This window comes from Pseudomonas sp. P116 (assembly GCF_020149425.1).
Lineage (GTDB): Bacteria > Pseudomonadota > Gammaproteobacteria > Pseudomonadales > Pseudomonadaceae > Aquipseudomonas > Aquipseudomonas anatoliensis.
Genome location: NZ_JACVHB010000001.1, coordinates 1154226 through 1179535, shown reverse-complemented (window position 1 = coordinate 1179535; position 25310 = coordinate 1154226). Strand labels below are relative to the sequence as shown.

The 25310-nt window shown below is 58.3% G+C and carries 31 protein-coding genes; 20 read left to right on the top strand and 11 right to left on the bottom strand.

The annotated features are described in order from the left end of the window. Nucleotides 1–51: 51 nt before the first annotated feature. Complete coding sequence (gene erdR, locus ICA15_RS05800; protein WP_150618065.1) at nt 52–702, top strand: response regulator transcription factor ErdR; 651 nt, start codon at nt 52–54, stop codon at nt 700–702. A 74-nt stretch (nt 703–776) separates the two neighbouring features. Then, nucleotides 777–1139 (top strand): diacylglycerol kinase, encoded by a 363-nt coding sequence (locus ICA15_RS05795; protein ID WP_042557932.1) that lies wholly within the window; start codon nt 777–779, stop codon nt 1137–1139. Here the strand turns inward: ICA15_RS05795 and ICA15_RS05790 are convergent. Then, complete coding sequence (locus ICA15_RS05790) at nt 1136–2062, bottom strand: LysR family transcriptional regulator (protein ID WP_042557933.1); 927 nt, start codon at nt 2060–2062, stop codon at nt 1136–1138. The genes ICA15_RS05795 and ICA15_RS05790 overlap by 4 nt on opposite strands. Before the next feature lie 146 nt (nt 2063–2208). Between ICA15_RS05790 and fpr the strand changes: the two genes are divergently transcribed. Next, nucleotides 2209–2988 (top strand): ferredoxin-NADP reductase, encoded by a 780-nt coding sequence (gene fpr / locus ICA15_RS05785; protein ID WP_003443014.1) that lies wholly within the window; start codon nt 2209–2211, stop codon nt 2986–2988. Nucleotides 2989–3198: 210 nt separating this feature from the next. On the opposite strand, the gene tsaA is transcribed toward fpr, so the two are convergent. The 6 genes from tsaA to rimO all read right to left on the bottom strand — a co-directional run bounded on the left by tsaA (nt 3199) and on the right by rimO (nt 8400). After that, the gene (gene tsaA / locus ICA15_RS05780; protein ID WP_210553850.1) at nt 3199–3897 is read right to left on the bottom strand and encodes a tRNA (N6-threonylcarbamoyladenosine(37)-N6)-methyltransferase TrmO; all 699 of its coding nucleotides are present in this window, start codon (nt 3895–3897) and stop codon (nt 3199–3201) included. A 144-nt stretch (nt 3898–4041) separates the two neighbouring features. Continuing rightward, a complete protein-coding gene (locus ICA15_RS05775; RefSeq protein WP_210553849.1) occupies nt 4042–4812 on the bottom strand; it encodes an SDR family oxidoreductase in 771 nt (256 codons plus the stop codon). 136 nt (nt 4813–4948) lie between these two features. After that, complete coding sequence (locus ICA15_RS05770; protein ID WP_150594482.1) at nt 4949–5419, bottom strand: DUF1456 family protein; 471 nt, start codon at nt 5417–5419, stop codon at nt 4949–4951. Between the two features lie 75 nt (nt 5420–5494). After that, nucleotides 5495–6205 (bottom strand): rRNA pseudouridine synthase, encoded by a 711-nt coding sequence (locus ICA15_RS05765; RefSeq protein WP_210553848.1) that lies wholly within the window; start codon nt 6203–6205, stop codon nt 5495–5497. Between the two features lie 188 nt (nt 6206–6393). Further along, nucleotides 6394–6867 (bottom strand): GNAT family N-acetyltransferase, encoded by a 474-nt coding sequence (locus ICA15_RS05760; RefSeq protein ID WP_210553847.1) that lies wholly within the window; start codon nt 6865–6867, stop codon nt 6394–6396. A gap of 207 nt (nt 6868–7074) precedes the next feature. After that, the gene (gene rimO / locus ICA15_RS05755) at nt 7075–8400 is read right to left on the bottom strand and encodes a 30S ribosomal protein S12 methylthiotransferase RimO (RefSeq protein WP_210701091.1); all 1326 of its coding nucleotides are present in this window, start codon (nt 8398–8400) and stop codon (nt 7075–7077) included. Nucleotides 8401–8433: 33 nt separating this feature from the next. Between rimO and ICA15_RS05750 the strand changes: the two genes are divergently transcribed. The 7 genes from ICA15_RS05750 to ICA15_RS05720 all read left to right on the top strand — a co-directional run bounded on the left by ICA15_RS05750 (nt 8434) and on the right by ICA15_RS05720 (nt 13124). Then, entirely contained in the window at nt 8434–10053 is a 1620-nt protein-coding gene (locus ICA15_RS05750; RefSeq protein ID WP_210701040.1) for a recombinase family protein, read from the top strand. A gap of 65 nt (nt 10054–10118) precedes the next feature. Further along, nucleotides 10119–10376, top strand: a complete 258-nt coding sequence (locus ICA15_RS05745) for a DUF1654 domain-containing protein (protein WP_210701039.1) — start codon at nt 10119–10121, stop codon at nt 10374–10376. Between the two features lie 125 nt (nt 10377–10501). Then, nucleotides 10502–11041, top strand: a complete 540-nt coding sequence (locus ICA15_RS05740) for a hypothetical protein (RefSeq protein ID WP_210701038.1) — start codon at nt 10502–10504, stop codon at nt 11039–11041. Next, a complete protein-coding gene (locus ICA15_RS05735) occupies nt 11038–11244 on the top strand; it encodes a hypothetical protein (RefSeq protein WP_210701037.1) in 207 nt (68 codons plus the stop codon). The genes ICA15_RS05740 and ICA15_RS05735 overlap by 4 nt, the downstream gene beginning before the upstream one ends. Beyond that, entirely contained in the window at nt 11237–12232 is a 996-nt protein-coding gene (locus tag ICA15_RS05730; RefSeq protein ID WP_210701036.1) for a hypothetical protein, read from the top strand. Before ICA15_RS05735 ends, ICA15_RS05730 begins: the two co-directional genes overlap by 8 nt. 221 nt (nt 12233–12453) lie before the next feature. Further along, a complete protein-coding gene (locus ICA15_RS05725) occupies nt 12454–12744 on the top strand; it encodes a hypothetical protein (protein WP_210701035.1) in 291 nt (96 codons plus the stop codon). Between the two features lie 11 nt (nt 12745–12755). Next, nucleotides 12756–13124: a hypothetical protein gene (locus tag ICA15_RS05720; protein WP_210701034.1), complete on the top strand. Its 369-nt coding sequence runs from the start codon at nt 12756–12758 to the stop codon at nt 13122–13124. Between the two features lie 23 nt (nt 13125–13147). Here the strand turns inward: ICA15_RS05720 and ICA15_RS05715 are convergent, their stop codons facing one another. After that, complete coding sequence (locus ICA15_RS05715) at nt 13148–13867, bottom strand: S24 family peptidase (protein WP_210701033.1); 720 nt, start codon at nt 13865–13867, stop codon at nt 13148–13150. Between the two features lie 181 nt (nt 13868–14048). Here ICA15_RS05715 and ICA15_RS05710 point away from each other — a divergent pair, with 181 nt between their 5' ends. From ICA15_RS05710 to ICA15_RS05700, 3 genes are all read left to right on the top strand, one after another. Next, on the top strand, nt 14049–14306 hold the full coding sequence (locus ICA15_RS05710) for a Cro/CI family transcriptional regulator (protein WP_210701032.1): 258 nt from the start codon (nt 14049–14051) through the stop codon (nt 14304–14306). Then, complete coding sequence (locus ICA15_RS05705; RefSeq protein WP_210701031.1) at nt 14303–14935, top strand: hypothetical protein; 633 nt, start codon at nt 14303–14305, stop codon at nt 14933–14935. Before ICA15_RS05710 ends, ICA15_RS05705 begins: the two co-directional genes overlap by 4 nt. A gap of 188 nt (nt 14936–15123) precedes the next feature. Beyond that, complete coding sequence (locus tag ICA15_RS05700) at nt 15124–15837, top strand: hypothetical protein (protein WP_210701030.1); 714 nt, start codon at nt 15124–15126, stop codon at nt 15835–15837. A 704-nt stretch (nt 15838–16541) separates the two neighbouring features. On the opposite strand, the gene ICA15_RS05695 is transcribed toward ICA15_RS05700, so the two are convergent. The 3 genes from ICA15_RS05695 to ICA15_RS05685 all read right to left on the bottom strand — a co-directional run bounded on the left by ICA15_RS05695 (nt 16542) and on the right by ICA15_RS05685 (nt 19719). Continuing rightward, a complete protein-coding gene (locus tag ICA15_RS05695; protein ID WP_210701029.1) occupies nt 16542–16802 on the bottom strand; it encodes an ogr/Delta-like zinc finger family protein in 261 nt (86 codons plus the stop codon). Between the two features lie 72 nt (nt 16803–16874). After that, the gene (locus tag ICA15_RS05690; RefSeq protein ID WP_210701028.1) at nt 16875–17744 is read right to left on the bottom strand and encodes a phage portal protein; all 870 of its coding nucleotides are present in this window, start codon (nt 17742–17744) and stop codon (nt 16875–16877) included. Beyond that, a complete protein-coding gene (locus ICA15_RS05685; protein ID WP_210701027.1) occupies nt 17641–19719 on the bottom strand; it encodes a terminase large subunit domain-containing protein in 2079 nt (692 codons plus the stop codon). Before ICA15_RS05685 ends, ICA15_RS05690 begins: the two co-directional genes overlap by 104 nt. A 162-nt stretch (nt 19720–19881) precedes the next feature. Between ICA15_RS05685 and ICA15_RS05680 the strand changes: the two genes are divergently transcribed. From ICA15_RS05680 to ICA15_RS05650, 7 genes are all read left to right on the top strand, one after another. After that, nucleotides 19882–20790 carry a GPO family capsid scaffolding protein gene (locus ICA15_RS05680; RefSeq protein ID WP_210701026.1) on the top strand — a complete coding sequence of 303 codons (909 nt, stop codon included), beginning with the start codon at nt 19882–19884 and terminating at the stop codon, nt 20788–20790. 1 nt (nt 20791) lies between these two features. Beyond that, nucleotides 20792–21808 (top strand): phage major capsid protein, P2 family, encoded by a 1017-nt coding sequence (locus tag ICA15_RS05675; RefSeq protein ID WP_210701025.1) that lies wholly within the window; start codon nt 20792–20794, stop codon nt 21806–21808. Continuing rightward, on the top strand, nt 21808–22521 hold the full coding sequence (gene gpM, locus ICA15_RS05670; protein WP_210701024.1) for a phage terminase small subunit: 714 nt from the start codon (nt 21808–21810) through the stop codon (nt 22519–22521). The genes ICA15_RS05675 and gpM overlap by 1 nt, the downstream gene beginning before the upstream one ends. A 100-nt stretch (nt 22522–22621) precedes the next feature. After that, nucleotides 22622–23083 (top strand): head completion/stabilization protein, encoded by a 462-nt coding sequence (locus ICA15_RS05665; RefSeq protein WP_210701023.1) that lies wholly within the window; start codon nt 22622–22624, stop codon nt 23081–23083. Continuing rightward, nucleotides 23080–23523 (top strand): phage tail protein, encoded by a 444-nt coding sequence (locus tag ICA15_RS05660; RefSeq protein ID WP_210701022.1) that lies wholly within the window; start codon nt 23080–23082, stop codon nt 23521–23523. The genes ICA15_RS05665 and ICA15_RS05660 overlap by 4 nt, the downstream gene beginning before the upstream one ends. Beyond that, entirely contained in the window at nt 23513–24181 is a 669-nt protein-coding gene (locus ICA15_RS05655) for a phage virion morphogenesis protein (RefSeq protein ID WP_210701021.1), read from the top strand. Before ICA15_RS05660 ends, ICA15_RS05655 begins: the two co-directional genes overlap by 11 nt. A gap of 14 nt (nt 24182–24195) precedes the next feature. Further along, nucleotides 24196–25308: a DUF2586 domain-containing protein gene (locus tag ICA15_RS05650; RefSeq protein WP_210701020.1), complete on the top strand. Its 1113-nt coding sequence runs from the start codon at nt 24196–24198 to the stop codon at nt 25306–25308. Nucleotides 25309–25310: the final 2 nt, after the last annotated feature.

Genomic DNA, 25310 nt, shown 5'->3' with positions numbered 1-25310 from the left:
CCAGAGCCGAATAGACCGGGTCTGCCATCAAAAAACAGGATCATTTGAAAAATGGCCACATACGACATCCTGATTGCCGATGATCACCCCCTGTTTCGTAGCGCCCTGCATCAAGCGGTGACGCTGGGCCTTGGCCCGGATGTACGGCTGGTGGAAGTGGCGAGCATCGCCGAGCTGGAAACGCGACTGACAGAAAAGGCTGACTGGGATCTGGTCCTGCTGGATCTGAACATGCCCGGCGCTTTCGGGTTTTCCGGGTTGGTGATGTTGCGCGGCCAATACCCGCAAATTCCGGTGGTGATGGTCTCGGCGCAGGAAGAAGCCTCGGTGATGGTCAAATCCCGCGAGTTCGGCGCCAGTGGCTTTATTCCCAAGTCCAGCGACCTCAGCGTGATTCAGGAAGCCGTGCGCAAAGTGCTCGATGGCGATGTGTTCTGGCCACCGCAAGCTTTTGAAGCGGTCAGCGTTTCTGCCGAAGCCAAAGCCGCCAGCGATGGCCTGGCCAGCCTGACACCCCAGCAGTTCCGAGTATTGACCATGGTCTGCGAAGGCCTTTTGAACAAGCAGATTGCCTATGAGTTGAGCGTGTCGGAAGCGACCATCAAGGCTCATGTCACGGCGATCTTTCGCAAGCTGAATGTGCGTACACGAACGCAGGCGGCATTGCTTCTGCAACAACTTGAGTCAATTGCGAGCCAGTAATGGCTGGCGCGTTCACGCTTTTTTGACTTTGGTTGATCTAGCTTTCCCACTCCTTTTTGGTTGGTTTCTACTTTATGTCACCTTTCAAGGGCCAGACCGGCCTGAAACGCATCCTCAACGCCTCCGGTTACTCGCTGGACGGTCTGCGCGCAGCCTTTACCGGCGAAGCGGCATTCCGCCAACTGGTGCTGCTTAATGTGGTGCTGGTACCACTGACGTTCTTTCTGAATGTCAGCCGTGTTGAACAGGCGCTGTTGATCGCCGTGTGTCTGCTGGCGCTGATCGTCGAACTGCTGAACTCGGCAGTGGAAGCGGCCATCGACCGCATCTCGCTGGAGCTGCACCCACTGTCCAAGAACGCCAAGGACATGGGCAGCGCCGCGCAATTTGTCGCGCTGAGCATGATTGCGCTGGTGTGGGCCGTGATTCTGCTTTAAGCGATAGTCGGCAAGACGATCTCGTCGCTGCGCTGAACCCCGGCGGTGAAAGCGCGGCACAGTTCGAGAAACTCGCGCATGGCCGAGGTCTGGTACTTCTGTTTGTGCCAGATGAAGTAGAACTGCCGCGCCAGATCCATATCTGGCGTTTCCACCGCCACCAGGCTCCCGCGCCGGAATGCATCACGCAGCGCCAGCCGCGAAATGCAGCCAATCCCCAGCCCCGATTCCACTGCGCGTTTGATCGCTTCGGTGTGCTCCAGCTCAAGCCGGATATTGAGTGCGCTGCGATGGTGACGCATGGCCTGATCAAACGTCAGGCGCGTGCCGGAGCCTTGTTCGCGCAGAATCCACGCCTCGTGCGTCAACTCTTCCATGCTCGCGCTGCCGCGTTTGGCCAGTGGATGCTGCGGCGCGCAGAACACCACCAGTTCATCCTCGACCCAGCTCTGCACTTCGATGTCCGGATGGCTGCAATCGCCTTCGATTAGACCCAGATCAATTTCATAGTGAGCGACCTGTTGCACGATGTTAGCGGTGTTCTGAACGTGCAGCTTCACCTGGCTTTCCGGATGGCGCTGCATGAAGCTGCCGATCAGCAGGGTCGCCAGGTAATTGCCGATGGTCAGCGTCGCGCCGACGGCCAGCGAGCCGAAACCGGACTTGCCGTTGAGCAGGTCTTCGATCTCTTTGGCCTGATCGAGCAGGGCCACCGCTTGCGGCAACAGCTGTTTGCCGAGGGCGTTGAGGCTCAGCCGTTTGCCGGCGCGGTCGAACAGCTGGCAGCTGGACTGGCGCTCCAATTCGGTGATCGAGGTGCTCGCGGCCGATTGTGAAAGGTTGAGCAGACCCGCAGCACGGGACACGCTTTCCTGCTGGGCGACGGCGACGAAGACTTGCAGTTGACGGAGAGTAAATCGCATATCGATATAACCGATAACCCTTATCTTAATAATCCAGTTAACAGATATTGTCGTCGCTATTAGAATGCGATGCAATTGCGCACCGTCGGCCTGCCATCATTGGCTTCAAGAGACGCGCAGACCCAATATCCAGGAGTCAAACGTACATGAGCAACATGAACCACGAGCGTGTCCTCAGTGTTCATCACTGGAACGATACCCTGTTCAGCTTCAAGTGCACCCGCGACCCGGGCCTGCGCTTCGAGAACGGGCAGTTCGTGATGATCGGCCTGCAACAACCAAATGGCCGCCCGCTTATGCGCGCTTACTCGATCGCCAGCCCGAACTGGGAAGAGCATCTGGAGTTCTTCAGCATCAAGGTGCCTGATGGCCCGCTGACTTCGCAGTTGCAGCACCTGAAGGAAGGCGACGAGATCATCATCAGCAAAAAGCCTACGGGCACGCTGGTACTGGATGACCTGAAACCTGGCAAACACCTTTACCTGCTCAGCACCGGCACCGGTCTGGCGCCGTTCATGAGCGTGATCCAGGACCCTGAAACCTACGAGCGTTTCGAAAAAGTGATCCTGTGCCACGGCGTTCGCTATGTGAATGAAGTCGCCTACCGCGAATTCATCACCGAGCACCTGCCGCAGAACGAGTTCTTCGGCGAAGCGCTGCGCGACAAGCTGATCTACTACCCAACCGTGACCCGCGAACCGTTCGAGAACGAAGGCCGCCTGACCGACCTGATGCGCAGCGGCAAGCTGTTCAGCGACATCGGCCTGCCGCCGATCAACCCGCAGGACGACCGCGCCATGCTGTGCGGTAGCCCGAGCATGCTCGACGAGACCAGTGAAGTGTTGAACAGCTTCGGCCTTAAAGTCTCGCCGCGCATGCGCGAGCCGGGTGATTACCTGATCGAGCGTGCGTTCGTCGAGAAGTAAGCACCACTGAAAAGCCCCCATTGCCTGCACAGGTAATGGGGGCTTTTTCATGCCTGAAACATTTCCTTGTAGGAGCTGCCGAAGGCTGCGATCTGTTGATCTTGATCCATTAAAAACAAGATCAAAAGATCGCAGCCTTCGGCAGCTCCTACACAAAGCAAAAGCCCGCGTTGCCCGAAAAGGCAGCGCGGGCTTTTTGGTTTTCGGGGCTTACGCGTTGGCGGGGATGACTTCGAGGACGCGAATCTGCTCCGGCACCGGGTAATGCCAGCGCACGTCCAGATCCCAGAATTGTGCGCCGTATTCACGTTCCGGCGCTGGCGTCTGATACGCCGGGCGCGGATCCTGCGCCAGACACTGCTCGATCAACTCAACCAACGGCTCGGCCAGGCGCTGTGCGTGTGTGTGCGCTTGTTGCAGCGCGGTGTCCGTCCACTGCACGTCAATCAGTCGCGGCGCAGCGCTGGCGATGCTGTTGGAGGCGTCGGGGATGATGTCGGCGTAAGGCACGTAAGGTTTGATGTCGAGAACCGGCGTGCCGTCGAGCAGATCGATACCGGAGATGAACAGGCGATTGGCTTCGACCTTGTCCAGTTTCACCACGGATTGGCCAATGCCATTCGGACGATGGGTGGCGCGAGTGGCGAACACGCCCATGGATTTGTTGCCGCCGAGCCGGGGAGGGCGCACTTTCAAGCGCGGTTTTTCTTCCAGAGCCTGATGGAACAGGAACAGCAGCCAGACGTGACTGACCTGTTCCAGACCCTGCACGGCGTCACCCTGATCGAACGGCGGCACCAGTTCCAGCACGCCACGGGCGGCGGGCGCCAATTGCGGTTGGCGCGGGATGGCGAACTTCTCCTTGAAGCAGGAGCGGACAAAGCCGATGGGGGAGACGCTGTAAGTCATGGTTTGAGGTCGAGACGGGGTAGGGTGGGAATGATGCCCTAAAGATCAAAAGATCGCAGCCTTCGGCAGCTCCTACAGGATGTTCGCCGATCCTGTGTAGGAGCTGCCGAAGGCTGCGATCTTTTCCAATCGGCTACGCCGATTTCAGAGGCTGAACCCACCATCCAGCGGAATGATATTCCCGGTCATGTACGCCCCGGCCGTGCTCGCCAGACTGATCGCCAGCGCTGCCATTTCTTCTTCGCGCCCCCAACGTTTCATCGGAATCAGCGCCGTGTCTTCGGCCAATGCTTGCTGATCATTGCCAATATGCTGGGTCATCTTGCTCGGGAATCGGCCCGGTGCGATCACGTTGACGTTGATGTGCTGGCTCACCAGTTCGCGGGCCAGAATCCGTGACAACTGATGCAAGGCAGCCTTGCTTGGCCCATAGGCATAGGCCTGCTCGCCGAAGGAAGAAATCCCCGCCACCGATCCGATATTGATGATCCGCGCCGGATTCGCCGCTGAGCCGGCCTGGCGCAATAGCGGCAGAAACTGCTGGATGCAACTGAACACCGACGTCACGTTGAGCTGCATGACTTTCTCCCAGCCCTTGACCGGGTAGCTCTCCAGCGGCGCGCCCCAGGTGGTGCCGGCGTTGTTCACCAGAATATCCAGGTGAGTGATCTGCTCGGCCAATCGAGCGGCCAACTCCTGAACGCCTTCTTCAGTCGCCAGATTCGCTGCCACGCCGTGGCATATGCCCAACGCGCCGAGTTCTTCGGCCGTTTGATGACAGGCCTCGGCATCCCGGGCGCAGACGAAAACCCGGGCGCCGGCCTCGACAAAGGCCTTGGCGATCATTTTGCCGATACCACGAGTGCCGCCGGTCACCAGAGCGGTGCGGCCTTGCAGGGAAAAGTATGGGTGCATGGCGAATCCTGAATGCTAGGGATCAATACACCCTAGTCGTCAGCCACGAAAAGCGGAGCCACTATTTTTGCGAGGAATGGGGATTCATACAGCCGAGCCTCAAGCCGCCGCCCGGGCGGCTCAAGGCTGGCGGGGCTTACTGCGGGCGAACGCGCAGAGTCAGGCCCTTGAGGAAGTTGCGCAGCAGTTGATCGCCACATGGGCGATAGTTGGTGTGGCCAACCTTGCGGAACAGTGCGCTCAGCTCAGGCTTGGACACCGGGAACTCGGCAGCCTTGAGGATTGCGTGCATGTCGTCTTCTTTCAGTTCGAAGGCCACGCGCAGCTTTTTCAGAATGATGTTGTTGGTCACCGGCACTTCGATCGGCTGTGGCGGACGGCTTTCGTCCTTGCCACGTTTGAAGATCACCAGACCGTCGAGGAAGTGCGCGATGACTTCGTCCGGGCAGCGCACGAAGCCTTCTTCGTCTTCTTCTTTCTTGTCGAGGTATTTCACCAGGTCTTCTAGGGCGATTTCCATGCCGCCGGTCTTGGTGATTTCAATGACTTTCTTGTCGCTGATGTCGAGCATGTAGCGCACGCTGCGCAATACGTCGTTATGAATCATGTGGGCAATCCTGATCTTTCGCTGTGGGCATCGCGCGGGGCGCTGCCGAAAATGTGGGGCGGCAAAACAGAGTCGTCAGAACTTCTCTTTGCCGGACATGTAGCGCCATTGGCCGACTGGCACCTTGCCGATGGACACACCGCCAATGCGGATGCGGCGCACGCTGATAACCTTCAAGCCAACGGCCTGGCAGAGCTGGGCGATGATCCCCGGCTGCGGGTTTTTCATGGCGAAGCGCAGGCGGTTTTCGTTCTGCCAGCTGGCTTTGACCGCCGGCAACTCCTTGCCCTTGTGGGTGAGGCCGTGGGTCAGGCGGTTGAGGCCGTGAGCGACCATCTCGCCCTCTACTTCAACCACGTATTCCTGCTCGATCTTGGCGGAGTCGGCGGTGAGCTTGCGCAGGATTTTCCAATCCTGGGTGAATACCAGCAGACCGCTGGCATTGGCCTGCAGGTCGGCGCTGGTGCTCAGGCGCAGGAAGTGTCCGCGCAACGGGCGTTTGCCGTAGCGGTGTTCTTCGCTCAGGGTTTCGGCGCTGATCAGCTGCATTGCGCTGTCGGTATCCATGCCGGCAGGGACGTTGAGCAGAATAGTGACTGGCTCAGGCGCGGTGGCCTTGGCGTCTTTGTCGAGCTCGACCTTTTGGCCTTCGACCTTGAATTGCGGCTCGTCGATGACTTCGCCGTCCACGGTGACCCAGCCGCCCTCAATGAACAGCTCGGCCTCCCGGCGGGAGCAACCGACCAGTTCGATGAGGCGTTTGGAGAGGCGAATCGGGTCAGTCATGACAGGGCCGTAACAAAAAAGGGGTGGGCATTGTACCTGTGTGGCGCCGGTTAAGCCCGGTTCCATTTCGGTGCGTTCGCATTACTTGTGGGAGTTGGCTTGCCAGCGATGGCATCACCTCGATGTATTTGCCAGACCGCGGCGTCTGCATCGCTGGCAAGCCAGCTCCCACAAGGATCTATATTGTGTCAGCCGTTACCTGAGCGTTGCTCGGTCTGGCGCAAGCGCATATGCAGCAACGGATACGGCTGGCCCATGCCATCGACCTCCGAACGTCCGATCACTTCGAAACCCTGCTTGAAGTAAAACCCCAGCGCCTGCGGGTTCTGTTCGTTGACGTCCAGTTCATCGGCGTTCAGGTGCTCCATGGCGTAACGCAATAATCGCTTGCCCAGGCCTTGACCGCGATGCGCGGGGTCAATAAACAGCATTTCTATCTTGCCCGCTGCAACGCCGGCGAACCCGGTGATGTGCTGGTGGCTGTCCTTGGTGCAGATAAGCATTACCGCGTCGAGGTAGCGGGTGAGCACCAGATTGCGCAGCAGCTCTATATAGCTGTCCGGCAGAAAATCATGGGTCGCGCGGACCGAGGCCTCCCAGACCCGGGTCAGTTCCTGATAATCGCTGAGTTTCGGCGTGTGGATGACCGAATGGTGACGCATGCGCGTTTGCCTCTTGTCCGTTTCAAGGGAGTCCGTCCCCCGGTAAACGATAGCCGTAAAAAAGCCCCGCATCTTCAAGAAAAGAGCGGGGCTTTCTGACGCGGCGAAAAAATCCTGTAGGAGCTGCCGAAGGCTGCGATCTTTTGATTTTAAAAAACAAGATCAATAGATCGCAGCCTGCGGCAGCTCCTACAGTGGTGTGCGGGGTTAGATCTGCTCAGCCCACAAGTCGTATTCGTCAGCGTCAGTCACTTTGCACCAGACCTTGTCGCCCGGCTTGAGGTTGCTGCCGTTATCGATAAACACGTTGCCATCGATTTCCGGGGCATCGAAGAAGCAGCGGCCAACCGCGCCTTGCTCGTCGACTTCGTCCACCAGCACTTCGATTTCGCGGCCAATGCGCAGTTGCAGGCGCGCCGAGCTGATGGCTTGTTGGTGCGCCATGAAGCGATCCCAGCGATCCTGCTTGACGTCGTCCGGCACGATGTCCAGATCGAGGTCATTGGCCGGTGCGCCTTCAACCGGCGAGTACTGGAAGCAGCCGACGCGATCGAGCTGGGCTTCGGTCAGCCAGTTCAGCAGGTACTGGAAGTCTTCTTCGGTTTCGCCCGGGAAGCCAACAATGAAGGTCGAACGGATGATCAGGTCCGGGCAGATTTCGCGCCAGTTCTTGATCCGCGCCAGGGTCTTGTCTTCGAACGCCGGGCGTTTCATCGACTTCAACACTTTCGGGCTGGCGTGCTGGAACGGGATGTCCAGGTACGGCAGGATCTTGCCGGCGGCCATCAATGGGATCAGCTCGTCGACGTGCGGGTATGGGTAAACGTAGTGCAGACGCACCCAGACGCCCAGCGTGCTCAGCGCTTCGCAGAGTTCGGTCATGCGGGTTTTCACCGGCGCGCCGTTCCAGAAGCCGGTGCGGTATTTCACGTCGACACCATAAGCGCTGGTGTCCTGCGAGATCACTAGCAGCTCTTTGACGCCGGATTTGACCAGACGCTGGGCTTCGTCGAGCACGTCACCTACTGGACGGCTGACCAGTTTGCCGCGCATCGACGGGATGATGCAGAAACTGCAGCTGTGGTTGCAGCCTTCGGAAATCTTCAGGTAGGCGTAGTGGCGCGGGGTCAGTTTGATGCCTTGCGGTGGCACCAGATCGATCAGCGGGTTGTGGTCTTTGCGCGGCGGCACGACGTCGTGCACAGCGTTGACTACCTGCTCGTACTGCTGCGGACCGGTCACGGCCAGCACGCTCGGGTGCACGTTGCGGATGTTGCCTTCTTCCACGCCCATGCAGCCGGTGACGATGACCTTGCCGTTCTCCTTGATCGCTTCGCCGATCACTTCCAGAGATTCAGCCTTGGCCGAGTCGATAAAGCCGCAAGTGTTGACCACCACGACGTCGGCGTCCTGGTAAGTGGACACCACGTCATAGCCTTCCATGCGCAGCTGGGTCAGGATCCGTTCGGAGTCGACCAGAGCTTTCGGGCACCCTAACGATATCATTCCTACACGCGGGGCTTTTACTGTCATCATAGGATGATCCTCATCAGGGTCTTTTTTCTAATGGCTAAAAACGGTGCGCGAGTATACAGCTATTTGCGCTTCTCAGACCCTCGACAGTCCACCGGTGGTAGCGCCGATCGTCAGTTGCAGTACGCCCAGAAGTGGGCCGCTGAAAAAGGCCTGGTGCTCGACGAATCGCTATCCATGCGTGACGAAGGTCTATCCGCATATCACCAACGCCACGTTACCCAGGGAGCCCTCGGGGTTTTCCTGGTGGCGATCGAGGAAGGCCGAATCGCGTCCGGCTCAGTCCTGGTCGTGGAAGGGCTGGATCGTTTGAGCCGTGCTGAGCCGATCCAGGCTCAAGCCCAACTTGCGCAAATTATCAATGCCGGCATTACCGTAGTGACCGCCAGTGATGGCCGGGAGTACAACCGCGCCGGGTTGAAGGCCCAGCCGATGGACCTTGTTTACTCGCTCCTGGTCATGATCCGCGCTCACGAAGAGTCGGACACTAAGAGCAAGCGAGTGAAGGCCTCGATCCGGCGACTATGCGAGGCTTGGCAAGCTGGCACCTATCGGGGCCAGATCCGCAACGGCAAAGATCCTCAGTGGCTCAAGTGGACTGGTACCGAATGGGAATTTATTCCTGAGCGAGTTGCTACCGTACGTCGAGCTCTGCAACTGTATCTGGAGGGGATGGGGGCGGCTCGCGCAGTTCGTATCTTGCACGACGAGGGGCTTAGTTACAGCGACGTTGGAATTACCACTCTGCAGATCTACCGGATGATCAAGCTCAAGGCACTGCGAGGAGCTAAGAGCCTGACAGTTGAGGGTGAGGAGTTTGTCCTTGAGGACTACTACCCACGGCTATTGTCGGAAACGGAATGGGCCGAGTTGCAGCACATGGGTGGCCAAAGATTACGGCGCAGGATGAAAGGCGAGATTCCAGGGATTATCACTGGCATCGGCCTGACTTACTGCGGCTATTGCGGTACCGCCGTCATCGGACAGAACTATATGAGCCGCGCCCGTGCTGACGGCACGCTCGCAGACGGCCATCGCCGCCTGCATTGTGTGTCATACAGCCGAAACGACGGCTGCGGCTCCGGTGGTTCGTGCAGCGTGGTCCCGATTGAGAAAGCATTGCTGAACTTCTGCTCTGACCGACTCAACTTGCAGCGATTGATGCAACTTGGTGACGATGGTCAAGGCCTTCGCCATCAACTGGTGGGTGCGCGGGCTGCGGTACAAAAAATTTCGAACCAACTCGAAAAAGTCACCGCAGCTCTGCTTGCAGATGATGACGGCCCCGCGCCGGTTTCTTTCGTTCGTAAAGCTCGCGAGCTGGAGGCGCAGCAGCTTGATGCAGAAAGGAATGTGGCGAGCATTGAATACGAACTAGCGGTAGCGGCGGGTTCTGGTAAGCCAGCGCAGCATGAGCAATGGACAGAACTGGCTGCCCTGGTAGCTGTGGGTGACTACGCAGCCAGGGAAAAGGTGCGCCAGTTGGTGATGGATACCTTCCAGCGGATCGTGGTTTATATGAGAGGGATGGGCGACGAGGATCGCAAGAGCAAGTTTATTGATGTGCAGCTGCTTTCCCGTACCGGTCAGCACAGGCTCTTGCAGATTAGCCGGAAGACGGGTGAGTGGGTGGCCAGCGAAGACTGGGACTGATGTTGTAGGCTGGCGAGGAGCTATCATATACTGGTTGTACGTACAGTATAGGCAAGGAGCGTTTAATGTCCAACAGCGTCAATCCCGGTGGTCTTGAGCTATCGCATACCCCATTCGAACAGCTTTCCCGCCGCATTCATCGGCAGGTCAATAGCTCGGCGGCGCAGACGCGAAGACGGACGATCATTGCGAAACTAGCAAGTGAAAAGCTGGATGACTGGGAGTGCTTGCTTGATCAACTGGACGTTGAGGACTGCGTGCGGGTTACACGTTTGGAATGTGGTGCTGTTGGTCTGACGTGGACGAATCAGCATTTGGGCTGATCGGAAACGCATACCTCAGGTTTTATATACCTGAGGTATTGATTTAAAAAGATACCTGCGGTTAATCTATGTCCGTCAACTCAGGAACCCAAAGGGGTGTCCTGATTTCAACGGAGGTCAACCGCATGATTCGCCCTACATTTAGCCTTTCTCTTGATGCCAGAGCGCAGCTGGCAGAGCACGTCAAACAGAACGGCGTATTCCCCCTTCCTCTCGTCTGCAACTACGCACCGAGTTTTCTCCTAGCCAATTTGACGATCGAGCAATGTGGTTCCGACGTTGCTGTGCAGGTCCGGTTGGGTGAGACGGTAAACACGCTTACCGTTGGCCTTCAGGGCGATACGGCTCATAGGGTCGAGCAGTTCGTAGAAGAGCTGGCCAACGTACATTACGAGCGTATGGCCCAGCCTATCCTCGATCGAGATCTGGAGTTCTTGTTGCGCAATGCTGCAACAAGCCGCCGTGGACTCTATCTGTTGCCGCAGTCGGGAATGCATGACCTCAGGTTGCTACTGACAGCAGCCGCTGAGAATCCAGAACAGACGTATTTCAGATTTTTATTAGGTGGTGCCGGTATTTCTGCTCCGGCGCTGATGCCCGCAGATCCTGATAAAGCCTACGACCTGCTCTCCAATTTCGTCCGCGAAATCAAGGAGTGGCAATGACCAACTCTCAGCTCCTATTGATATTGGCGAGCTTGTCTGTTTGCCAGGTGATTGCCATGGCTCTGCCTTACTGGATGGGCTGGAGGTCTGGTCAAACAATTGCCGCCGCATCACTCCAAAACGAAAACCAACGATTGCGTGCGGAGTTATCTTCGGCCCTTGCCCAGATACGGCAAATCAAACAGGGGGTGAGCTATGCCTAAGCATCTCATCTGCCAGCGTGTTCGATGGCTGTTGCTGGCCATCGCTGTGGCCCTTTCCAGCGTCACTGCTCTCTCTGTTGGCATGGCCATGTCAACGCTGATTGCTGACCCGATGCTGGCTGCTGTATTCGCCGCGGCGGCGGTACTGCTGGATCTATACAAGTACCTAGCCTGGCCGATTGCTTTGGGAATGCTGGCAGCCGGCAAGCGTGCCTATGCCGTCCTGATGATCACCTCGGCTCTGTTGTTGGCAGCAGTATCAGCGTGGGCTACCTACGATCGCCTACTGACATCCATCGTTTCGGGCCAGGCGCGGCACGCAGCTGTAACCGAACAACGCATGGTTGACCTGCAGGCGGTCAGGTCTGATGGGCTGCGGCAGCTCGAATTCCTGGACAAAGACGCTCGCTCGATCGGAGATCAGGCACGGCAACTGCGCGAGCGCGGCATTGTAAGCAAGGCGCAAGAGTTGGAAGCGTCTGCCCTGGGACGAATCGATGAGCAGCGTGAGCAGGTGCTGCAGCGGCTAGATCGTGCCTCGGTCGAACTCACAGAGCTGCGCGCCAGGCCGATGGCATCCGTGGGGCTGCCGGAGCTGTTGGCGATATTGCTGTGTGCCGGGTTTGCGATTGCCTTGGAGGCGGTGCCCGCGTTGATTGGATCTGCACTGCGAGTTGGCAGTCTGTCCGAGCCCTCGTTGCAAGAGACGATGGCCTCGACAACACCGGCAACGGTCACGGCAACAGTGACAACAGTCCCAGAACATCCAGCATCTGGCGAGCAGCAGGATCTATTCGGATCACCGGACGGAGCCTTGATGAAGACATTGCTCGACATCACGCGAACAGTTGCGCCAGGCACGCCGATATCGCTTCGTGACTTCACTGCTGCAGCTCGTGTCGGGAACCGACGAGCTATGAAGCTATTTCGTGCAGCGCTCGACTTGGGCGAACTACGAAAAACCACCGCCGGCTACGTGACCGCTTGAGGAGGCATGACTATGACTTTCGAATTTTCAGAGCAAGACAGGCAGATCCTCTCGCATAGCGTGTCGGGTTGGAGGAGCGCGAACTTGGATATCGATTCCGCTATCGAGTCCGAGAATTGGCCGGCTATCGACAGTGCCCAGATTGATCGGGCATCGCACGCAAACACCATCGCGTTGATCGTAAATAAGTACACAGATCAAATTGAACAAGGAGCACGGCCATGATCGGCATCCCAGAGACAGGAACCCTGGAAAATGGCCGTATCGCTGCCAACGTCACCAGCGGCTACAAGTTCACCACAGCGGATGGCCGACCTGCGCGTCTGGCGATCATCGATGACCAGGGCAACGTGGTTGAATCTGGCGAAGCAGTGGCGCGTGAGGCGTGGAACGTGTGCATCGCGGTGATTAAAAATTTCAAGATCGGGCAGGGTCATATCGTCGTTCACAGTGCGCCACCGGGCGTGGCTCAGGCCGATGCGAAGAAGAATGTAAAGGGATGCCGTAAATGAATGGAGCCAGCATGTTTACCCACAAGGAACAACTGCTGCACCAGCTGGAAGGGGCAATCAGTGATCTTGCCCGTCAGAACACCAACGAATACCGCGCTCGCTATTATGGCGAGGCGCACGCCTTGCTCAAGTCGCTGGTGATCCTGGAGTCGATTGAGGCTACGGAGGCCCAGCAGTGGCGCGCTGATATTCACGCAACCCACCAGCAGGCTGTTGCGCAATGCCAGGCGGCAGGGGAGTTCGTTGACCTCCAGGTGATCGAGCAGTCCGCGTTTCGCCTGATGCACCTTGCCAAGGATGGCATTTATCCCCGCCGGGAGGTGTTGGCGCCAGTGGCCGGTGTCGGGCGATCAGCACTATATGGAGTATCGCAGGGCTGAACGTCGCCCTGCCGACTCAGCCATTACATTCCGGTGATTTTGGCGTCGATCGCCCGGCCGATGATTTCCCAGTTGCCGTCCAGCACAACCGGTTGATAGCTGGGATTGAGTGGCACCAGGTAACCGACACCCGCGTCCATCGTGTACTGCTTGAATGTCGTCTCTCCACTGACAGTGTTTCGAGCAACATAAAATTTCCCGTTGATGACATCAAAGCCCTCAGGACGGATCAGGATGGGTGTGCCTTCTGGAAAGGTGGGGTGGCTGTCACAGGTCATGGACTTGCCCTTGACCCTCAACCAGTAGCCCTTTGGACCAGCATTCTCCGTAGAGCTAAGCCACTCGTCAGAGATGCCCGACGGGTAACTGGCTAATGACTCGATCCCTTGGCCAGCGTCTACCCAAGTTATTAACGGGTATTCCCTGGCGTCTCTATATGGCTGCAGCATTGGGCTGACATTGGCATGCCCAGTGGTTGCCGCAAGCCCCGATATTTCCGCAGCGAGACGCGGGCTGAACTTCTCAACTGGCTCGCCCAAAAGCTTTGCTAAGGCGGACGCAAACTTGATGTTCAGTGCGTTGATGCCGTTCAGGTAGTGAGCCACTGCAGCAGGACTCACGCCTATTTCATCGGCAATCTTTCGCTTGTTTAAGTTGAGTTCTTTTTTCTTCGAGAGGTATAGCTCGTTGGCAGCTTTGCACTCATCGAAAAGCTCGGGGGGAAGGGGTGGCTTCTTATTCATGGGGGCAATGATAAACCGGAGGTAAATTAAAATAATTTACCTGCGGCATCGTTAATGGCCGTTCTTGAAATACCCAAGGTTTCTTATTAAAGAGATCGTAAGAATACCGTAGGTATCTTTTTTGTTGCGGCTGACGATACCTCAGGTTAATATTGTGGCGTCTACCCAGAGATGCCCTGTTATGAATCAAATCTCATTGTCTGAATTAGCCGCCAAAATTGGTCAGGCAGCGGTTGCGGAAGCCTTCGGGGTCACTCCCGCTGCCGTACATAAGGCAATCAGGTTGGGTCGGAAAATCATCGTGTCTGTGCATGATGATGGCTCCTACACAGCTGAAGAACTGCGCCCATTTCCATCAAACAAAGTTCTTCCTGCCCCCCAGTTAGGGGGCGGGACCGCTGGTGGTGACTCGCAGGTTATTGGGCAGAAGCTCGTATGAACACGTCCAATCTAGGACAGATGTCCACGTCCCGTGATCAGGTGCTGGTGGCCCATGCCGTTGAAATGATCGCGCGCACCGGTTTCAGCCAGGACGACTTTGCCCAGTTACTGAGCAGCAGCCTGCATCGCATCGTTCCAGACAAGGCTGCTAGCAAGGACGTGCCCGATTTCGACGAGCTGGCCAAGGGCAACGACGCGTCGGCGTTTCTGAGAGCATCAGGGGCCTGGCTGCGTCGTGTTGGCCGCTGGCTCAACGGTGAGGTAGATTTGCCGTGCTGGCTTGAAGAGGCTTGGGTAGAAGCTCTTGACGGCGAATTCAAAGACGATTGCATCAATGAACTTGCTAGTCGTCACGGTCTGACTGGCGCACGCGAGCAGGAAGGTGACGGTAATCCGCTGTGTGCGTTCGGCCTGCTCGTGGCCAGACTGGGCGATACAGTTGCCTTGGGCAGCGAGATCCTTGCAGACGGTCATATCGACCTCCAAGACATCGACAAGCTACCTAGCTTTGTCGATAGGCTCCGGTCAGTCGAAGCGCGGTGCGGTGAGCTTCGCTCGCGTGCCGAAGACGTGCTGCTCGAGCAGCACCAGAAACCTATCCTGCAACAGGTGAACACCCGCCTGTGACTCCGCCGGATAAGGACATCAAATCGCGAACGAGCGACCGCAAGGCCGGCCCCAGAAAGGGCCGACCTACTGCTGTGCATCGCGACAAGAAAGATCCCCACGCGGCTCTGCGAGCGCCTGCTCGCGCACCCCGGTATTCCGCTCCCCGCCGGTTGACTGGCCAGCAGCTCAAAAACCCCCTTCTGCGGATGGCGTTCAAGCGCCTGAGCCAAATCGGCGACCTGCGCGGTATGTACCTACGCGATCTGGACACCATTCATGGTGGCCGCCGTACACGCTCTGAGAAATTCGATGCGCTGGCTAAGGTTGCCGAGCAGATGCTTCTACGCCTGGATCTGGCGACAGGCGTTATGGGATGGCTCGACGTCGAGCGGGGGCAGTTTTTCCTCAACACCCAGTGCGGTGTCGCAGAGGATAGCGGCGTCTCTGCTGCGTCCTTCAATCGCCTGCTGCACAGCATGGAACTGGCCGACTATGTTTACCGGCGCGTCGAGAAAATTCGCTTGGATGAAAAGGACGAAGCTGGACTTAACCTGGTGCGAACTCGTGTCCTGGTGCGATTCACTGAAAAGTTCTTTGCTGACCTCGGTGTACGGTACCTCTGGCACCGGGCGAAAAAGGCCGCACTGAAGAAGCGTGAAAAGGAGCTGCGTGACATCAGCGGGCTTCGCCTAGCGCGTCAGGAGAAGGCGTCTCTGGAAGCCTTACGGCGCGAGAAGTCACGTACCAACTGGGAACGTAGTGAGGCACGCAAGGTGGCTCACAGCCAGGGGGAGATGCCAGAGCAGGTCAATTCACCCGGTCGTGTTAGGGCTTCCCAGGCACCCGACAGTAGGTCAGGTGGCGTGGACGAATCTCTGGCGCGTCTGATGCGCAGCATCCAGGTCAAGACAGACACCTAGCCCCCCGAAACGATCGCATCCCCTGCGAGGCCAGGCTACGTCTGGCAGTCGATAAAACACCTTATCTCTGCACCCAACCTTCCGCCGTGCATCGCCATGGCGGCAATCGGCCATGCGTGCGTCTCCTTTACAGCGCAATTTAGCCGCGCCGCCGGCGCGCAAACGGGGCAACCAGAAAGCCTTTGAATTAAATGGAATTTTATACCCCCCTCAGCACCCCCGTTGGGTATAAAAAGAGGCTTTCGAGGTGTCCACAGGGTCAGTGTGTTGGGTACAAGATGATGCCTTCGCCCAAGGGCTCAGTTCGCTGCGCTCAGCTTTTTATGAGGATCGCGGGCTGCGCGCCCGCCCAGCGGCAGGGCAGTGCCCTGCACCCGGTGCTGGATACCCGGCACTCAGTGCCGTGGATCCAGCGGGCGTCAAAAGCGGTAATTGGGCGCGCCGAGGTGCAATCGAAATTTGCGAGCGGCGGTCGCGGGCACGATCGGGCGGCGCGGCTGAAATTTTTGGGGCGAAATTGTCAGACCACCGGCCGCTACGCGGGTTCCGCCGCGCCAGAATTGTGGGTATCAGCTCAGATCGTGTAGGCGGCTTATATGCCTGCGATGCAGGCATTACGGTGTAGATGTTGAGAGATGTGCAGTGGGGCCACGAGAACGGGGAGGCTGGGTCGCGTCGGGGAGGTTGCGAACAGGGTACTTGGGTCAGCCTGGTTGCGAAGAGCCGACCTGCAGGAATAGTTCTTGCTGCTGATCCGGCGGCAAACTTCTGATTCTCTCTAGAAGAAGTGTGTCGAGGTGTTGGGCTGGAAGTCTCAAGGAATGCTTGAATGTAAGTTCGGATACCCAAGTGTGCCCGCACTTCGCGTCCAGGCATTGGCAGTAGAGCTTCACATAGCCACGAGTAATTTCCTCCCGTGAACTGATACGTCCTTTGTAGTCGCAGGCAGTGCAGTAAATTCGCATGGTTCCCTCCCCAGGGTTTCAGAGCCATCATTATGCCGTCACCTATAGTGATAATCACCTACTACTGTCTATTTATTCAGTGGTTTTTGCTTCTTGATTTGGCGTTCTCCAGCTGATTCTCCTGTCTTCGCGCAACGTGTCATTCAACTGGTCGAACAGCTGGCAGATCGGGCGGATCTCATTGCTGGTGTACACACGATCAATCTTCTCGATGTCGCCGAAGCCACCACTGTTTTCCGGAATGATGCCCGCCAGGGCTGGGTTCATCCGCCACGCGGCGATCACGTCGTTACGCGTGATGTTCTTGACCTTCTCCAGCTCGTCTTTGGCTTGGAAGTCGCCAACCGGGATGATTTGGATCGCCTTCTCGCTGCCGCCCGGGATGTTTACGAACATCGAGCGGAAGTTACCCACACCCTTGCTCGCACTGATCTGGTCGCGCAGAGACTCTTCGTCCTCCTCGGTCAGGTTCGGATCGTTGGTGTAGAAGATGTAACCGGCGTGCGCGCCGTTGCTGTAGTAGCGGCGGCGGAAGAGGGTAGCGGCCTCATTGAGCAGCAGCGCCTGCATGCCGCCCAGGTAGTCGGGCACGCCATAGACGTTCTGTTCCACGTCGTAATTCATGACGTGCTCGACTTCAACTTCCTCGAACTCCACTTGCTTGCCGTCCGGCAGCAGCATTACAAATCCGCCACCCACCTTGACCCGCATGTTGATCGTCGGCAGATGCTCCATTTGCAGCACCTGGCCAAAGGCATTGCGGTTGCGCAGAAAGTACGCCTCGCCGAACACCATGAAATCCAAGCCCGCACGGCTCATGGTTTGAACCGAACAACCCTCAGACGCGATGAACTCGCGCAGAAGCAGGTTGCGCTTGAACCCGGGAATGGCGCCGTGATGAGCGTTGGCGCGCAGCAGCTTGGCCAGGCCTTGGCGGGACACCGGCGGCGTGTAGGTCTTTCCGTCGTGGCTGGCGAACACGCCAAGGTAATGGCCGATGTTCTCGGTCAGAACCTGCTCCGGTGCACCGAATGAAAACGCCCGCATCGGACCTGGTGCTGGTTTTTGCGGCTGGTTTTTTACTGGTTTGCCCATTGGTGCTTGATCCGCTGAGTGTGTAGCGGCTGCGCCGCTGCTTGTTGGTGTTGAGGGGTTCATGGGCCAGGGCATGCATGATTGCCCAAGCAATGTCGGCGTGGCCGGATGCGTCGGTACGCGATGCGCTGTACGTCACTTGCCCGCCGCCGGTGGTGCCGCGCTTAATCGTCAGGAACGCCTGAGCGATGTCATTCCAGCCAGCGTCCCACTCGATGCGGCTGCCCTGAATCGTGTCCTGTGCCTTCAGCACCAGAGTGTTTTTCGTCTCAAGGCTGTAGTGAATTGAAGTCGCACGTGGATAGAAGTCGCGCACCAGGTCGAACACGCCGTAGCCGATGCCGGTGGTATCGATACCGATGTGCTGGACGTTGAAGCGCTCGGTGAGTTTTTTGACCTGCTCGGCCTGGTACTTGAACGACTGGCCACGCCAGCTGTGCTTTTCCAGAATCCGGAACTTGGCGCCGTCCTCGAGCGGCGGGGCGATGACCACACAGCTGGCATCGTCGCGGGTGCGGCTTGGGTCGTAGCCAATCCACACGGGGCTGTTGCCGAACGGTCGCGGATCGTCGGGGTCGTAGTCGGCCCACAACGACAGATCGGAATAGCAGCGCTCCAGGTCGACCAAGGAAAAGGCGCTCTGCGTGCTGTCGATGAACTTGCACATGAACAGCTGCTGAAATTTGTCTTCGTCGTACTCCAGCTGCAGCTGCTCGAGGTCGAACAGATCACAGCCGCCGGCGATGGCGTCGAGGATGGTGATGACCTTGCGCCACTGCCCGTCCGGACACAGCGAGCCAGCTGCGGCTTGTGCTTCGCTGGGCCACGGATCCTTGGCGTTCTTGCGTTTGCTGTTGCGGAATTTCTCGCCGGTCCAGAACGGGTAGGCCTGATGCGACACTGCGCTGGGCGTGGAAAAGTAAGTCTTACGCCATTTCTTGTGGGTGGCCATGGCACTGGCGACGGTGTTCAGTTTTTCGAAGTCGCGAATCCAGAAATATTCGTCGACGTACACATGGCCATGGTGACCCTGGGCGGTACTGCTGTTGGTGCTCAGAAAGCGCAGCTCGGCCCACGGCTTGCCGTCTTTGCTCAACACAATCGGGTTGCCGGTCAGTTCCAGGCCGAACCACTCCTGGGCAAACGACACGATGTAACTGCGGAAAATCTCGGACTGGGCGCGACTGGCCGACAGGAAAATCTGGTTGTCACCGGTGAGCACAGCGTCCATGAACGCTTCGCCGGCGAAGTAGTAGGTCAGACCCACCTGGCGGCTTTTGAGGATGTTCCGGATCCGGCTCGTCAGCGGGTTCTGCTTCGCCGCGAACAGTTCTTTCTGATAGCCGTACATCTTGCTGATGAACTTGTCGAGGAAGTCCACTTCCGTTAGATCGCCGACTTCGTTCTTGGCTTTCTTCTCGCGCTTTTTCCCGCCTTTGTCGCTGCGATCGCCGCGCTCTCGACGGTCACTGCGTTGATTTTCTCGACGCTGGCCATCATCCGCCGGCGGATCTCCAACCGAAACCGGCGCCGGTTTTGTCGTCTGCTTTAACAGTCGTTCGCGGACGGTGGTTAGACGGTCGAGTTCGTCCAGATCGCCTTTGGACAGCGATGTGGATTTGTCCAGGAGGAGGGTGATTCGCCGGCCAACGGCTGTCAGCGGCTCTTCATCCGACAACATATCGTCCCACTCACCCTGGCGGATCCAGTAGTAAACGATCCGGATGTTGGGCAGGGACAATTGCGCCTGAATTTCACGCGGCTTACAGCGGCGTAAATAGAGACGTTTGGCAGCTTCTTTAAGTTCGGGGGCGTATGGCATGGCCGCAGTCTATGCGGCGAAAACGCTTGAAACGCGAGGTTAAATTCCGCCATCCACCTATATCGGCGATATAGGACCAAAGCAAAAGTTAACCGTTTGTTTGGTGGTCTGTCGGTGAATATCGTGGCGGCTCAAATCACCGATTGAGCGCAGTTATCGCCCATGCCCCGTTCCCTTGTTTCGTTCTGGAAACGTGTCGCCACCAGCGGCCCGACCGTAGATGGCCGCGAGATCCTTCCCCAGGAACTGCGTGATATCGCTGAGACCTACAAGCCGTCTTTGTACACGGCTGTGATCTGGTGCGACCACGAACGGTGGCCGGGCTCCCATGGCACTGTCTTCGCGGTGCGCCTGGTGGAAGAAGGCGACGATCTGGCCCCGGGGCAAATTGCCCTCGAGGCGCAGTTGAAGCCTAACAACAAATTGCTGTGGCTCAACGACCAGGGCGAGAAGCTGTTCACCAGCATCGAAATCACGCCCAACTTCGCGAACACCGGTAAAGCCTATCTGACTGGCCTGGGTGTCACCGATGAGCCGGCCAGCCTGGGCACTCAAGAACTCTACTTTTCGAACAAGACCAGCAAGGCCGCGTACTTCGCCGCCTCTCACGAGCTTGGTCCCCTACGCGACGATCCACCGCAAGGCGAACTGAACAAGTTTGTCGCGTTGTTCGCGGGGCTGCTCAAGCGCTTCGGCGTCGAAGAAACCCCCGCATCCCCGCAAACCCCAACCGAGAGCAAACCCCCAATGGATGAAGCTACAGCCAAGGCGCTGAAGGCACTGCTGGAGCAACTGTTGCTTGTTGCTGCAGGCATTCAGACCGTGATCGAACCCGTCACAGAAGACGTCGTAGATCCTATCGTTGACGAAGTCGACGATGTTGAATCCGCTGTTAAGGACATCGTCGACCAGGCCGCAACCGACCGTGAGTTCGCCCGTAAAGGCGGCGATACCGACAAGCGCCTGGCCAGCATCGAGAAGCTGCTGAACAAGGCGTTCAACACCGTCAGCCCTCGCACCGTTCCTCGCGTCACCGGCCCTGCCGACAAATCTAAAGCGCGGGTGCTCTGACATGGCCCAGTCTCTTAGCACTTATGGCGCGAAAATGTTCGCGCAGATGCAGCTCGATATCGCCGAGAACTACGGCGTTGAGCTGGCGAGCAAAATGTTCAGCGTTGAACCGACAGTCGCTCAAGAGCTGAACGAGGCGATCACTGCCAAATCGGACTTCCTGCAGCGCATCAACGTCATTGGCGTGAGCGAGATCAAAGGTCAGAAAGTGTTCCTGGGCGTTTCCGGTCCTGTGACCGGACGCACCAACACCAAGACCACCGATCGTGAAGCCAAGGACGGCTCGGCGCTCGACGAAAACACTTACGAGCTGTTTTCCACCGAGTCCGACGTCAGCTTGCCATACGCGAAAATCGACGCCTGGGCGAAATTCCCGGACTTCCATCAGAAGTACTCTGCTGCTGTGCAGAAACAGATCGCGCTCGATCGCATCATGATCGGCTTCCACGGCACCAGCGCTGCTGCGCAGACCGATATCGTCGCCCACCCGATGCTGCAGGACGTCAACAAAGGCTGGCTGCAGATCGCTCGCGAGCAGATCCCGCAGCAGGTCATGTCCCAAGGTCTTACTGCCGGCAAAGTCACGCTGGGCGAGGGCGGTGATTACCCAAACCTTGACGCCCTCGTGCACGACACCAAGCAGATGGTCGACGAGCGTCTGCGTGACGGCGGTGATCTGATCGCCATCATCGGTAGCGATCTGCTGGCCGCCGACAAGGCGAAGCTTTACGCCAAGCAAGGCGATGTTCCGACCGAAAAAGAACGCATCGAAGACGCTCAGGTCATCGCGACCTATGGCGGTCTGCCGAGCTTTAGCGTGCCTTTCTTCCCGGTCAACGGCGTCATGGTCACCAGCTTCGACAACCTGTCGATCTACTTCCAGGACTCCAGCTGGCGCAAGCAAACCATCGACAACCCCAAACGCTCTCGCGTCGAGGATTACAACAGCCGTAACGAAGGCTATGTGATCGAGCAGCTTGAAAAGTTCGCGATGACTGAAAACGTGGAGCTGGTCTGATGAGTCTGGCACTGGCGCACAAGCGCCGAACTCTGGCCGAAGGTCCAGTCGCTGCGCGCGCCGGTGCCGAAGCAGTGGCGTATTCATCCGCCACCGCGCTGTCCAGCCCAGCCAACGCGAAGAAACACCTGAGGCTGATGGAAGACGCATTGGCGCAGGACCTGGAACGCGTCAGCGCGATTAACAGCCGCGAACTGCGACAGCAGCTCAAGCGTGACGAGCTGCTGCCCAAGTACCAGGACTACGTGCAGCGCTACCGCGATTCCGGATTGAGTTTCCCGAACTCGGTAGTGATGCAGGTCCTGGTCTGGCTGTTCGACACGGTGCAATTCGAGGCGGGTCTTGATCTGGCGAACTTCGCGATGGAGCAAAACCAGCCGATGCCTGAGCGCTTCAGTCGTGACGTGCAGACGTTTGTCGCGGATGCGGTGCTCGAGTGGGCCGAGGCCGAGCAGAAAGCCGGGCGCAGTCCAGAGCCGTATGTGTCCGACCTGTTGCCGCGTGTCGATGGCGAATGGCAACTGACCGAGCAGATTCCGGCGAAGTACCACAAGTTGCTTGGGATCCGCGCCTTGGCCGCCAGGGAATGGACGAAGGCCATCACCCACTTCGAACGCGCCACCGAGTTGCACGCCGCTGTTGGTGTGGGCACCCGCCTTGAGGGCGCACGCAAGGCCCTGGCAAAAGAACTGGCTAACAAAGCCTCCGAATAACCCGACTACCCCCCCCGGCGAGAAACTGTGGATGTGAGCCAACCATTTATGGCCCTGACCCACTGAAACAGTTTTCCCGCCCCTATTCGAGTGCCCAGCAATGAGCTTTTCCGGGAAACCCACGACCCTTGTGGAACAGGTGATCGAGAACGACGGCTTTTGGCCGAACCTCTCCGTGACCGAGTTCCAGAAGGGTTACCGCCTGCCGGCGGAGTACCTGGTGGACATGCTGGTCACTGATTTGACTACAGCAATGTGCGAGGTCAATAGCGACTTGGCCAAGCGCAAAGGCCAATGGCAGAAAATGGGCATCGCCTGCGTGGAATGTGCTGACCCTATGGTGCTGCCAAAGCACACATTTCACACAGCGACATACAAGCGCGCCGTGTACTGCCGGGCCAAGGCCAGTTTGCTGACCCAGTTCGCCACCGTAAATCGTCGCGAAAGCGCGGAAAACATTGGCAAAGAATTGCCCGAGCGCGGCGAAACTTTTCTGGAGTTCAGCCAGCAAGCCGTCCGATCACTGCAGGGCCGAGGGCGCATCACGGCGGTGCTGCTGTGATCAAGCTGAAGGCATTGACCCAGTACCTGCTGGAGCGCCAGTTGGTCGCCTCGGAACAGCTCGACAGCTGGACCGACCAGGTACAAGTCGAACTGGTATGGAAGCCCGATACCCAGGGTATGCACATGGGTGACATGAACTACGGCGCGACAATTTCCATCGAGCGCTTCGCGGATCACCCGGCCCGCTTGTTTGCCTTGGTGGGCAGTTGGCTGGAAACCCACGACCAGGACCGTGACGGTCTGCCCAATGTCGTCTTCGACGTGGTCATGCTCGACAACGACCTGGCCGACGTCGACATCAAACTTCAATTCACCGAAGCCCAGTACCTGGCCGAGGATCTGGAAGGCGAGATCGAGGCCTTCGGTAAGACCTGGTCATTCGTGCCATTCGAACTGTGGGTTGCGGAAACCGGCGAGGTGACCGGCCATGGCCTTTGATCTGGACATTCGCGGCATGCTCGAAGCCCAGGATCTGCTGGCTTTGATGGAGTTGCCGACGCCCAAGCGCAAGCGCCTGCTGAACAACGTGGCCAAGCGCGTGCGCAGCCTCAGTCGCCAGCGCATCCGCAACCAGCAGAACCTGGACGGCACACCGTTTGTAGCCCGCAAGGACACGTCAAAGGGCAAGAAAAAGATGGAGGCGGGACTGGGCAAGCTGCTCGATGTCACCCGCCTGAGCGGAAACGAGGCCGAACTGGGCTGGCGTAACACCCTGACCCGCTGGGTTGCCTCGCAGCAACACAACGGCGTGTCCGAACGGCGCACCGCCGCGCAGATGCGAGAGTGGAACAAGGTCCCTCCGGGTACCGCTGCCACTGAAAAGCAGGCCAAGAGCCTGCGCCGGTTGGGCTTTAAAACCCGCCAGACCGGCAAAAAGACCCTGACACGCCCATCCGTGGCGTGGATTCAGCAACACCTGAACTACGCCCGGGCGGGATTGTTGATCCGCGTCCTGGACGACCAACGAGCCGAATCTGCCGGCGCGCAAAGCTGGGACATCCGGCTACCTGCACGTCAGTTCCTCGGTGCCAGCGACAGTGAAACCAGCCAACTGGTGAATCTGGTGCTGCAACAAATCCTTAATTCTCCCCGCTAACGAGGCACCGCTTTATGGCACTCGGCAAAGTCAGCGTTAACAATCTCAACCTCGGCCAGGGTGCCGTGACCGAGATCGAACGCTATTTCCTGTTCATCGGTCCCGCCGCCAAGAATGTCGGCAAGCTGGTCCCCCTCGATACCCAGAGCGATCTGGATGTCCAGTTGGGCGTTCCGGACAGCGACCTGAAAACCCAAATCTTGGCGGCGCGCAGCAACGGCGGCGATCGCTGGGCTTGCGTGGCCGCTCCGATCGCAGATGACATCACGTGGCAACAGGCGCTGGAGAGCGCGACCAGCACCTATTCCTTTGAAGCGGTGGTGGTGGTCAAGCCGTCGACCACCCAAGCCGAGCTGTCAGCGATGCACGTTGCGGCCACTGACCTGAGCAACAAGCTGGGCCGCCGCATCTTTGTGATGGCCGCCACTGCTGGCATCGCACCGCAGCTGACCTGGAGCGCCTACGTCGTCGAACAGAAAGCCATCGTCGACGGCCTGGCTGCGCCTCGGGTCCTGCCGGTACCTCAACTGCACGGCAACAACCTGGGCGTTCTTGCCGGTCGTCTGGCCAACGCTTCCGTGAGCGTGGCAGACACGCCGATGCGCGTTGCGACCGGCGCAGTAGTGGGCCTGGGCGCTGAGCCGAAGGATCTGGACGGCGTAGCACTGACGTCGGCCGTACTGACACAACTGGACGCAGCGCGCCTGTCGGTGCCACAGACCTACCCGGACTATCCCGGCACCTACTGGGGTGACGGCAATCTGCTGGATGCCCCGGGCAGTGACTTTCAGGTGATCGAAAACCTGCGTGTCGTCGACAAGGCTGCCCGCCGCGTCCGAATCCTGCTGATTCGCTATGTGGGCGATCGGAGCCTGAACAGTTCGGCCAACAGCATGGCGACCACCACTTCCAAGCTCATGGCCCCACTGCGTGCGATGGCCAAGTCCACCAAGTTCGCCGGTCAGGTGTTCCCTGGCGAGATCGAGCAGCCCAAGGACGGCGACATCGTGCTGACCTGGACAAGCAAAACCTCTGTCGTGGCCTACCTAAAGCTGCGCCCCCTCAACTGCCCGAAAGACCTGACCGCCAACATCGCGCTCGATCTTTCCGTAACGGATTCGGAGTAATA

Excerpts from the sequence above, each read along its gene's own strand:
- ICA15_RS05725 (WP_210701035.1), top strand. The coding sequence starts at position 12,454 with ATGATCGGCATCCCAGAGACAGGAACCCTGGAAAATGGCCGTATCGCT.
- ICA15_RS05700 (WP_210701030.1), top strand. The coding sequence starts at position 15,124 with ATGGCGTTCAAGCGCCTGAGCCAAATCGGCGACCTGCGCGGTATGTAC.
- ICA15_RS05650 (WP_210701020.1), top strand. The coding sequence starts at position 24,196 with ATGGCACTCGGCAAAGTCAGCGTTAACAATCTCAACCTCGGCCAGGGT.
- ICA15_RS05705 (WP_210701031.1), top strand. The coding sequence starts at position 14,303 with ATGAACACGTCCAATCTAGGACAGATGTCCACGTCCCGTGATCAGGTG.
- ICA15_RS05735 (WP_210701037.1), top strand. The coding sequence starts at position 11,038 with ATGACCAACTCTCAGCTCCTATTGATATTGGCGAGCTTGTCTGTTTGC.
- tsaA (WP_210553850.1), bottom strand. The coding sequence starts at position 3,897 with ATGACTTACAGCGTCTCCCCCATCGGCTTTGTCCGCTCCTGCTTCAAG.
- ICA15_RS05665 (WP_210701023.1), top strand. The coding sequence starts at position 22,622 with ATGAGCTTTTCCGGGAAACCCACGACCCTTGTGGAACAGGTGATCGAG.
- ICA15_RS05765 (WP_210553848.1), bottom strand. The coding sequence starts at position 6,205 with ATGACTGACCCGATTCGCCTCTCCAAACGCCTCATCGAACTGGTCGGT.
- ICA15_RS05710 (WP_210701032.1), top strand. The coding sequence starts at position 14,049 with ATGAATCAAATCTCATTGTCTGAATTAGCCGCCAAAATTGGTCAGGCA.
- ICA15_RS05715 (WP_210701033.1), bottom strand. The coding sequence starts at position 13,867 with ATGAATAAGAAGCCACCCCTTCCCCCCGAGCTTTTCGATGAGTGCAAA.
- fpr (WP_003443014.1), top strand. The coding sequence starts at position 2,209 with ATGAGCAACATGAACCACGAGCGTGTCCTCAGTGTTCATCACTGGAAC.
- ICA15_RS05730 (WP_210701036.1), top strand. The coding sequence starts at position 11,237 with ATGCCTAAGCATCTCATCTGCCAGCGTGTTCGATGGCTGTTGCTGGCC.
- ICA15_RS05675 (WP_210701025.1), top strand. The coding sequence starts at position 20,792 with ATGGCCCAGTCTCTTAGCACTTATGGCGCGAAAATGTTCGCGCAGATG.
- ICA15_RS05790 (WP_042557933.1), bottom strand. The coding sequence starts at position 2,062 with ATGCGATTTACTCTCCGTCAACTGCAAGTCTTCGTCGCCGTCGCCCAG.
- ICA15_RS05795 (WP_042557932.1), top strand. The coding sequence starts at position 777 with ATGTCACCTTTCAAGGGCCAGACCGGCCTGAAACGCATCCTCAACGCC.
- ICA15_RS05775 (WP_210553849.1), bottom strand. The coding sequence starts at position 4,812 with ATGCACCCATACTTTTCCCTGCAAGGCCGCACCGCTCTGGTGACCGGC.
- ICA15_RS05770 (WP_150594482.1), bottom strand. The coding sequence starts at position 5,419 with ATGATTCATAACGACGTATTGCGCAGCGTGCGCTACATGCTCGACATC.
- ICA15_RS05720 (WP_210701034.1), top strand. The coding sequence starts at position 12,756 with ATGTTTACCCACAAGGAACAACTGCTGCACCAGCTGGAAGGGGCAATC.
- ICA15_RS05740 (WP_210701038.1), top strand. The coding sequence starts at position 10,502 with ATGATTCGCCCTACATTTAGCCTTTCTCTTGATGCCAGAGCGCAGCTG.
- ICA15_RS05680 (WP_210701026.1), top strand. The coding sequence starts at position 19,882 with ATGCCCCGTTCCCTTGTTTCGTTCTGGAAACGTGTCGCCACCAGCGGC.
- rimO (WP_210701091.1), bottom strand. The coding sequence starts at position 8,400 with ATGACAGTAAAAGCCCCGCGTGTAGGAATGATATCGTTAGGGTGCCCG.
- ICA15_RS05760 (WP_210553847.1), bottom strand. The coding sequence starts at position 6,867 with ATGCGTCACCATTCGGTCATCCACACGCCGAAACTCAGCGATTATCAG.
- gpM (WP_210701024.1), top strand. The coding sequence starts at position 21,808 with ATGAGTCTGGCACTGGCGCACAAGCGCCGAACTCTGGCCGAAGGTCCA.
- erdR (WP_150618065.1), top strand. The coding sequence starts at position 52 with ATGGCCACATACGACATCCTGATTGCCGATGATCACCCCCTGTTTCGT.
- ICA15_RS05750 (WP_210701040.1), top strand. The coding sequence starts at position 8,434 with ATGGCTAAAAACGGTGCGCGAGTATACAGCTATTTGCGCTTCTCAGAC.
- ICA15_RS05745 (WP_210701039.1), top strand. The coding sequence starts at position 10,119 with ATGTCCAACAGCGTCAATCCCGGTGGTCTTGAGCTATCGCATACCCCA.
- ICA15_RS05655 (WP_210701021.1), top strand. The coding sequence starts at position 23,513 with ATGGCCTTTGATCTGGACATTCGCGGCATGCTCGAAGCCCAGGATCTG.
- ICA15_RS05685 (WP_210701027.1), bottom strand. The coding sequence starts at position 19,719 with ATGCCATACGCCCCCGAACTTAAAGAAGCTGCCAAACGTCTCTATTTA.
- ICA15_RS05695 (WP_210701029.1), bottom strand. The coding sequence starts at position 16,802 with ATGCGAATTTACTGCACTGCCTGCGACTACAAAGGACGTATCAGTTCA.